The organism is Agarivorans sp. D1326 (genome assembly GCF_056958115.1).
Genome location: NZ_JBTWEN010000001.1, coordinates 838682 through 847044, shown reverse-complemented (window position 1 = coordinate 847044; position 8363 = coordinate 838682). Strand labels below are relative to the sequence as shown.

The window sequence follows — 8363 nt, the reverse complement described above, 5'->3', positions numbered from 1 at the left end:
CCCATTTGAATAGCCTTATAACAAGCCAATCAAAAGGGACCCATACTCCTGTGTGTTTTTGGGCGCTACTGCAAGCGACATACTATCACCGAAAAACACTTCTGGTTTGGTTGCGTTATTGAGGCGTTACGTGTCAGTCAAATATTTGCTCCAAAAACATCACCAACTTTACCAAGGCGGTGTTTGAAGCGTTACCAAAAGTGCATCACCTAAATTTAGGTGATGCCTGAATCACAAGGGATTTTGCGGTAGTTGTGATAGCCCGAGTACAGCTACAAGCAAAATTAAGCGCTCATCTTTATGTTATGCCTTGCCTTTTTCTAGCTACTGATTGCTGGCGGGCTATGGGTAAGTTTAACCAAAGCGAGTTTACAAATTTGCTTTGTTGGTTGCCAAAATCTCTTTGCATACACATTTATTGCAGAATATTTGCAGATTGAGGGTTTCTTAAGCTTGATCGCAGTGCCATAAGACCACATACTCTTTTACCATTCTGCGAATCCAGTTTATGGAAAAATTGGCATTGGTCGTTCAGGTACCTCGGTTTGATAAAAGCGCGAACTCGTTCAGTCCCACCAGTTTTCTACTTCGCTAAAGAACAGACAATCAAAATAAAGAATAGGGCTTAAAGCCCCAACATAAGTAGGAACACAACATGGCAGCTTTTGGTACGGTTTTTATGCCACAAATGGCATTAGCAAAATACGAAGATCAGCAATGGGGTGATAGTGAAATTGTCTCGTCTGACAGTATTAGCTTGCACCCTGGCGCGCACGTACTTCATTACTCAAGCACTTGTTTTGAAGGGCTTAAAGCCTTTCGTCACGAGGATGGCAGCGTGCATATTTTTCGCATGGACGCCAACATTAAGCGTATGGCGCAATCTGCTGAGTTATTAAGCCTACCTGCTTTTAAACCCGAATTATTAGAGCAAATGGTTAAAGACATTGTGGCAAAATTTGCCGATGAAGTGCCAGCAGCTCCGGGATCTATGTATATTCGTCCAACCTTTATTGGCACCGAGCCTGCCATTGGCAAAGCGGCCGCGCCAACTAGCTCGGCATTGCTTTACGTATTGCTATCGCCAGTGGGCGATTACTTTGCGGTAGGTGCTAAGCCATTACGCTTATTGCTAGAAGAAAACGGCATGCGCTGTGCGCCGCATATGGGTATGGTTAAATCGGGCGGTAACTACGCCAGTGCTTTAGGGCCAATTAGCCAAGCGCGCACTGAAGTGGATGCCGACCAAGTACTGTTTTGCCCAGGTGGTGACGTTCAAGAAACGGGTGCTGCCAACTTTATTTTAATTGATGGCGACGAGCTAATTACTAAAGCGCTCGACAGCAGCTTTTTACATGGGGTTACTCGTAACTCTATTCTAACCTTGGCAAGTGACTTGGGCTTAAAAGTAAGTGAGCGTGAGCTTACCGTTGACGAGCTATTAGAGCGTGCAGCTAAGCCAGGTTGTGAAGCTGCCTTATCGGGTACTGCTGCAGTATTAACGCCAGTAGGTACGCTTATTCACAACGGTAAAGAACACACCGTTGGTAATGGCGAAGCCGGTGAAACCACCTTGAAGTTGCGCCAAGCGCTTAACGATATTCAATGGGGTAAAGCCCAAGACCAGCACAACTGGTTAACTAGCATTTAAGCTAAACAGTAGATTGATGTTAAACAGCCCGCTTTTGCGGGCTGTTTTGTTTTAGTGTGTAGGTACTTGGTATTTAAGCGGGCTTAGGCTCGGCTAAACTGTTTAACCAAGCGCTGTAAGCTTTCTAAGCTACTTACCAGTTTTTGAGTACGCCCCACCGAGCTGTCGGACAATAGCTTGGTGGAATCTACCGCTTCTTTCATTCGGTGTACGTGTTCGGTCATGCCTTGGGTAACCTGAACTTGCTCGGCGATTGCCTGTGAAGTGCTAGTGCTTTGCTCACCAATGGCATGTAAATCGTTAACAATGGCTTGAAAAGCCTGTTTGCTTTGTTGCGATTTAGCGACGCTGGAATCCGAAGCGGCTATGCCTTGCTCCATTAAGTTTCCGGTTTTGTTTACTGTGGCTTGTAGAACTTCTATTTTGCTTCGAATATCGTCTACCGAGCTGCTAGTTTTACCCGATAGCGCGCGCACTTCATCGGCCACCACAGCAAAACCTCGGCCGTGTTCACCAGCTCGAGCAGCTTCAATAGCTGCATTTAGCGCCAGCAAGTTGGTTTGCTCGGCGATGCCTTGAATCATCCCCAAAATGGTTTCGATACTTTCTACATCGTTATATAGCTGGCCAAGGGCTTGCCGAGAGTCGTCTAACTGTTGGCTTAGTGAGTTAACGGTGGCAACCGCTTCATCAATGGTTTTTGCCCCTTGCATCGCAGTTATGCTGGCATCTTGAGTAAACTCGCTGCTCTGTTTGGCTTGTTGCGAGACTTCATCAATTGAGGCAAGCATTTCCTCGGCCGATACCGCCATGGCGTCGGTGGCATTGCTCTGTTCGCTTAGCTCTTCGTCTATGGCTTGGCTGTTAGCGACTTCTTGTTTGGCGGAATCTAGGATGCTCTCGGAGGTTTCGTTAGCGCGGGCAGTTACGGCGCGCAGTTCTGCCTTTTTCATTAACATGGCTAGCTCGATGGAAGATAAATCGTCGCAGTGGCCGGTGTAGGGCATTTCCATCAAGGGGTTGTGGTAGTTTTGTTGGGCAATTTGCTTAAGCGCAGATAACCTAGCTTTAAACTTAATACTAAGCAGCAAACTAATCACCAAAAGTGGAATAGCGGTGGCGAGTAAAGTGGCCGAGCTAATCACCCCCAAGGCTGATAACAACAAGCAGCCTAGCGTGGCTAAGATGCCAAGTTGTTGCCAGCTGCACAGCGCCAGTCGCCTTACTTTTGCTTCGCCTTGTTGGAGTTTTTGGTAAAGCTTGCTCGCCCGAGATATTTGCTCATCGTTAGGCTGGGTGCGCACTGATTGATACTCAAATACTTCGCCATTTTTATCCATTATGGGAGTAACAAATGCCGATACCCAATAGTGGCCAGACTCTTTGCAGCGGTTTTTTACTAAACCCATCCAGCTAGAGCCAGCTTGAATATGTTGCCATAGTTGGGCAAAAGCGGGCTTGGGCATGTCGGCATGGCGAATCACATTGTGTGGTTTATCTAGTAATTCGTCTTGTTGGTAACCTGCTACTTTGCAGAAGCTGTCGTTACAATAGGTAATGTGGCTGTCGGCTGTGGTGGTTGATATAAGGTTGTCGCTGTCGGCAAACCTAACGCGTTGATCCGTCATCTAAGTTATTACTCCTAAACATCCATAACTTGTTGCTAGTGTTTGATTGCCTTGCCTGAACGAATGCCAATGGTACTAAGTAACTGTTCATTCTATTTGGTTAAAATACTCGATAACTGCGTTAGAATTTTTGTTTGTAGAATAACGACTTATCGAAAGACTCTGCCTTGTTCTCGAGTATTTTTACGGCGTTATTTCAGGTCGCTTACTTAGTGTGATTGGTATAATCACTTCGTCTCAATAACCAGACTTTTCAACACCCTAGCCACTACTTTGCTGAATACTATATTTTTATGTTTTGTTGATATTTGATCGCGGATAAATATGCGACATTAATAAGACAATTCAATGTCAGTCATAGAAAGTAGTCACTTAAGCCCTACAAATTTTTGTAAACAGCTAATTTACTAGGGTATTTCACTAGGTGATTACGGTTTCTCTGTCTTAAGGAGTTGTGGTGTTTTAGTGGTGGTAATGGGGAGGTAGTTCGTAAATTGTCTATTTTGCTCATAGTGCTTGCTTACACTGCGCGCACCCTAAGTAAAGAGTGACAAATCATGAATCTAAAATGCTTGCTAGTGCTACCAATATTAATGTTAGTTGGCTGTAAGGCTGAGCTAGTGACCCAATTAAACGCATCAGATATTAATAACCCAGATTCCAACGGCAAGGTACTTAGTGCCAATATGTATGTCACTTTAATGGATGGGTGTTTTCATCCCGAAACGGGCGTGGAAAGCGATGGTTTGGCCGAAGCTAATGGATTGATGTTCAATTTGTTTAAGCAGAACCATGAGCTGGTGTCGTGTCAGGCGAATGATGATCTAGGTTTGGAATATACTGCCAACTACAAGGTTGATGTGGTGCTAGATACAATACAAGACAAAAAGTCTCCCGAGTCTAAAAGCGGCATGGTGATTATTGCTAATAACGAACAGGGTTATATTAGTTTACAGCTAGACGACAACTTACGTAAGCGGCTAAAAGCCCGTACCGAAGAGCTAAATATGCTGGAGCTAGAAAGCGTATTTGTGCTGAATAACGATTTAGCTGAAGACTTAGAAGTTCATATCCCATCGTCATACGTACACGATGGTAAAAGCCTTAAAGCCCACCAGATGTTTACGGGTTGGATACCCGCAGGCAAGATTGGTGAGTTTTGGGCCAGTGATGTAGCGCTAGATGCTCTTCGCGATTCTGGTGTTCAAATATATAGCTTTGTTGCCAAGCCAAAAGAATAGGGCTGGTTTGCGTTAGCAAGTTGTTTGAAAATACATTATGAATTGATAGCTTAGTTGATAAGCTGTAATGTTTTGATTTTAGGCGTAAATAATAGGGAGATTGTATGGCCTTTTTCTGGAATATGTTTCAGTCAGATCAGATCAATAGAAACAATACTATTGCCTCAGAAGCTCAGATAAAAACGCGAAGCCATTCTGGAGACCTTGACCATTTAGAGAAGAGGCTCGACACTTTGTCTTTAGCTAGTCAGGCTATGTGGGAAATTTTGCAAACTAAATATGGTGTTAGTGAGCAAGAGCTTATGCTGAAAATGGAAGAGATTGATCTACGTGATGGAATTAAAGATGGGAAGCTAAATCCTGAATACAGCACCGATTGCCCAGACTGTGGGCACAAAGTCAAAAAGCGCCGAGAAAGCTGTTATTGGTGCGGTAGCCGATTGAATGATGGAAACCCATTTACTTCATAAATTTAGGCGAGTTACGTTAAATTGAAAATTTTTCAGTTAATTTAGCCTCGTTTTTTTATTAGCTGCGATTACCTGTGTGAGATTGATTTAAACAAGGTATTCAAAATGCAAAAGTTACATGTTTCATATTCACCTATTGCTCGTGCAGTGCTTGTGGGCTTAACCCTTTCTTCGTTAGTTGCCTGTGGCCAATATAGTGCTGATGAGCAGGCCAATGTTGATCGAGTGGAGACGCAACAACAGAATGAGTCTGTTAAGCAAACCAAGCCAGCCCTACGACCGCAGCAAGACCAATCTATTAAGGCGGTGCACCCCATCGCTAAGCATCAGCGAGAAAAGCGCGCAGTTAGCCAAATGCAAATGGCAAGGACATCTAACTTTGCGGCGGCGCAAGGGCTTGCCGATTCTTCGTATTACAATGAGCAAGGCAACAACGAAAACTACCAAAAGTTTTCCGATTTATCGGTAGTGGCCGTGGCAGAACAACCGGTTTCTACTTTTAGTGCCGATGTCGACAGTGCTAGTTACGCCAACATGCGCCGTTTTATCAACAATGGCCAACTTCCACCAAAAGATGCGGTGCGTGTGGAGGAGCTTATTAACTACTTTTCTTACGATTACGCGACTGGCTACGATGCAGCTTTGAGCATTGAGCAGCCTATTGCCATTGATACCTTACTTACCGCTTCTCCTTGGAACAGCAACAATCAACTAATTCGCATTGGCGTAAGCGCATACAAAGCGGATACCAGCATTCGTCCAGCTGCTAATGTAGTGTTTTTGGTGGATGTATCTGGCTCGATGCAATCACAAGAAAAGCTGCCCCTGTTAAAGCAATCAATGTTATTGATGCTTAATAACCTAAAAGCCAGCGACAATGTGGCGATTGTGACTTATGCCAGTGGTACTGGTGTGGCTTTGCCTGCCACTAGCGTAAAAGATAAACACAAAATTGTAGCGGCCATTAACGGCTTACAAGCGGGTGGTTCAACCAATGGTTCTGCTGGCATAGAGTTGGCCTACAACCAAGCGCAGCAAGGTTTTATTGAAGGCGGCATTAACCATGTGTATTTAATGTCAGACGGTGATCTTAATGTAGGCATCACCGACATTAATGAGCTTAAACATCGTATTACTCAAAAGCGCAAAGCAGGTGTGCAGTTCTCTACCATTGGCTTTGGAACAGGCAATTACAACGACCATTTAATGGAGCAGCTGGCTGATAATGGCAATGGTGTAGCCGGTTATATTGATACCTTGCACGAAGCGCAAAAACTGCTGGTAGATCAATTAGGTAGCAGCTTGCATACGGTGGCGCATGATGTGAAGTTTCAAGTAGAGTTTAATCCTCGAATGGTGTCGGAATACCGTTTACTGGGTTACGAGAACCGCCAACTTGAGCGCGCCGATTTTAACAATGACAAAAAAGATGCTGGCGACATGGGGGCGGGGCACAGTGTAACGGCTATTTATGAGATAACCCCAGTGGGTAAACCGGGTTTAATTGACCCTTTGGTATTTCAGCAGCAGAAGCAAAACAAAATGGCTAAGCCACAGTTGAATGAAGCGCTGGCCGAAGTGCGAGTACGTTACAAAAAAGCGCAATCGCAAGCTTCCGAAAAGTATGCACAGCGAGTGTTTAGCCAAGATTTGGTTGATTTTGAGCAAGCTAACAATGACGACCGCTTTGCGATTGCTGTAGCAGCTTTTGGCCAAAAACTACGTGCCAATGAGCAGTTGGATGAGCTTGCTTATCAGCAAATTATTGATTGGGCTAATGCTGCAAAAGGACAAGATAAGTTTGGTTATCGCGCAGAGTTTGTTAAATTAGCGCGATTAACCAATACCTTAGCCTTGCAATCGCCCGTTACGCCACAGCCGCAGCAATTGCCAGAGTTAGAGTATGCAGTGCAACCATTACCGGTAACCTTACCCGCAAGGATTGATGCGAACAATGAAGAGCTTAGTCAGTGATGAACAACTGATGCTTGATTATGGTCAGCGTGGTGACGTAGCCGCGTTTGACCAGCTTTATCAACGCTATCGCAAACCCTTGTTTGGTTTTATTCGGCAAAAGATGGCAGAGGCTGCCTGTAACGAAGTATTTCAAGAAGTTTGGGAAGCGATAATTAGTCAAGCTAGCCAATACAAGGTGCCTAGTGATGACGAGCAGAATATCGCGCACTTTCGAGGCTATCTTTATACCATTACACGCCGCCGAATTGCCGATTACTGGCGCTCGCAAGGCAAGCAAAGCCATAACGACGAACAAGAAGTAGATGAATTGGAATCTCTTTCAAACCCCGAGAAAGAGCATCAGCAAGGCCTTGATAAGCAAGTGATATTACGCTGTGTGGAGTTACTGCCTAGTAAGCAACAAGATGTATTTATGCTAAAGCAATCGGGCCTGGCTGTGGCCGAGATGAGCCAAGTACTTGATGCATCTTTTGATGCCATAAAAAGTCGTATACGGGTTGCTTATCAACAATTGCGAGAGTGCTGGGAGAAACATCATGGTTGATACACCTAAAGGTAATGCGCCCAGCGATCAGCAAATTGATCAAGCTTATCAGCAAGCGCTAAACCAATTTGAGCCCTCGGAACTGCTAGATAAACGTATTCAAAATCTGGCTAAGCAGCAGGCAAAACAAAATAGTAAAGCTAAATCATATTCTTGGGCGGCTGCACCTTGGTGGGCGAGCGCTGCGTCTTTGGCTTGTGTGGGAGTGCTAGGCTGGTGGTTGGTTACCGAAATTAGTGTGCCACCAAGTGAAATAAGTTATCAAAGCAATGTGCAGTTAATTAGCCCGTCGCAACAGGCTAATGAGCTGGCGACTGATGAGCTCGACCAGCAAAAACGTCAACTAGCAGAAAAGCTATTGCGTAAGCGAGAGCTAGATACCCAAGCAATTGAGCGAGAGCGCAGAGAGTTAGCCAAACAGAAGGCCATGCAAAAACCAACTATGCAGGCTGAAACAATACAAAGGCAAACAGAGATTGCCGCCAAGTCTGCTGAGCAGCATTACGCTCTTGAGGAGCAGCCAGCTACATTTTCATCTTTACCTAGTGATGAGATGTCTGATGCTGTTGCTATTAACGTAAGCGATGCTGTTCTGCAGTGTGTGGAGCAAGCGCTAAGCGCTTACTCATTTGAGCAGTTGGAATTACAACTCGCCCAAACCTTGCCAGAAGATGCCAAACAAGCACTTACGCAGCCACCACGCTGGTTAAGCTGGCAACAAATACAATGGAAGTTAGTGACTGTTGAAAGTGGCTGGCTGATAGTGGGGGATGGGCTTGACGTTGATTCATCGCGTATCTACCGCTTGCCAAATACCTTAGAAGAAAGCTGTAAATCACCCTAAGCGCGAGT

Annotated in this window: 7 protein-coding genes; 6 read left to right on the top strand and 1 reads right to left on the bottom strand. The window is 44.9% G+C overall.

The window, feature by feature from the left end; translation table 11 throughout:
• Positions 1 to 655 precede the first annotated feature (655 nt).
• Positions 656 to 1651 carry a branched-chain amino acid aminotransferase gene (locus ACYFDN_RS03865; protein ID WP_483510042.1) on the top strand — a complete coding sequence of 332 codons (996 nt, stop codon included), beginning with the start codon at positions 656 to 658 and terminating at the stop codon, positions 1649 to 1651.
• An 83-nt stretch (positions 1652 to 1734) separates the two neighbouring features.
• On the opposite strand, the gene ACYFDN_RS03860 is transcribed toward ACYFDN_RS03865, so the two are convergent.
• Positions 1735 to 3279 (bottom strand): methyl-accepting chemotaxis protein, encoded by a 1545-nt coding sequence (locus ACYFDN_RS03860; protein WP_483510041.1) that lies wholly within the window; start codon positions 3277 to 3279, stop codon positions 1735 to 1737.
• A 557-nt stretch (positions 3280 to 3836) separates the two neighbouring features.
• Here ACYFDN_RS03860 and ACYFDN_RS03855 point away from each other — a divergent pair.
• The 5 genes from ACYFDN_RS03855 to ACYFDN_RS03835 all read left to right on the top strand — a co-directional run bounded on the left by ACYFDN_RS03855 (position 3837) and on the right by ACYFDN_RS03835 (position 8355).
• The gene (locus ACYFDN_RS03855; RefSeq protein ID WP_483510040.1) at positions 3837 to 4520 is read left to right on the top strand and encodes a DUF7424 family protein; all 684 of its coding nucleotides are present in this window, start codon (positions 3837 to 3839) and stop codon (positions 4518 to 4520) included.
• Between the two features lie 104 nt (positions 4521 to 4624).
• A complete protein-coding gene (locus tag ACYFDN_RS03850) occupies positions 4625 to 4990 on the top strand; it encodes a hypothetical protein (protein ID WP_406610829.1) in 366 nt (121 codons plus the stop codon).
• A gap of 105 nt (positions 4991 to 5095) precedes the next feature.
• Positions 5096 to 6964: a vWA domain-containing protein gene (locus ACYFDN_RS03845; protein WP_483510039.1), complete on the top strand. Its 1869-nt coding sequence runs from the start codon at positions 5096 to 5098 to the stop codon at positions 6962 to 6964.
• A complete protein-coding gene (locus tag ACYFDN_RS03840) occupies positions 6945 to 7511 on the top strand; it encodes a sigma-70 family RNA polymerase sigma factor (RefSeq protein WP_483510038.1) in 567 nt (188 codons plus the stop codon). The genes ACYFDN_RS03845 and ACYFDN_RS03840 overlap by 20 nt, the downstream gene beginning before the upstream one ends.
• Positions 7504 to 8355, top strand: coding sequence for a hypothetical protein (locus ACYFDN_RS03835; protein WP_483510037.1), 852 nt, complete (start codon positions 7504 to 7506; stop codon positions 8353 to 8355). The genes ACYFDN_RS03840 and ACYFDN_RS03835 overlap by 8 nt, the downstream gene beginning before the upstream one ends.
• The last annotated feature ends 8 nt before the right edge of the window (positions 8356 to 8363 follow it).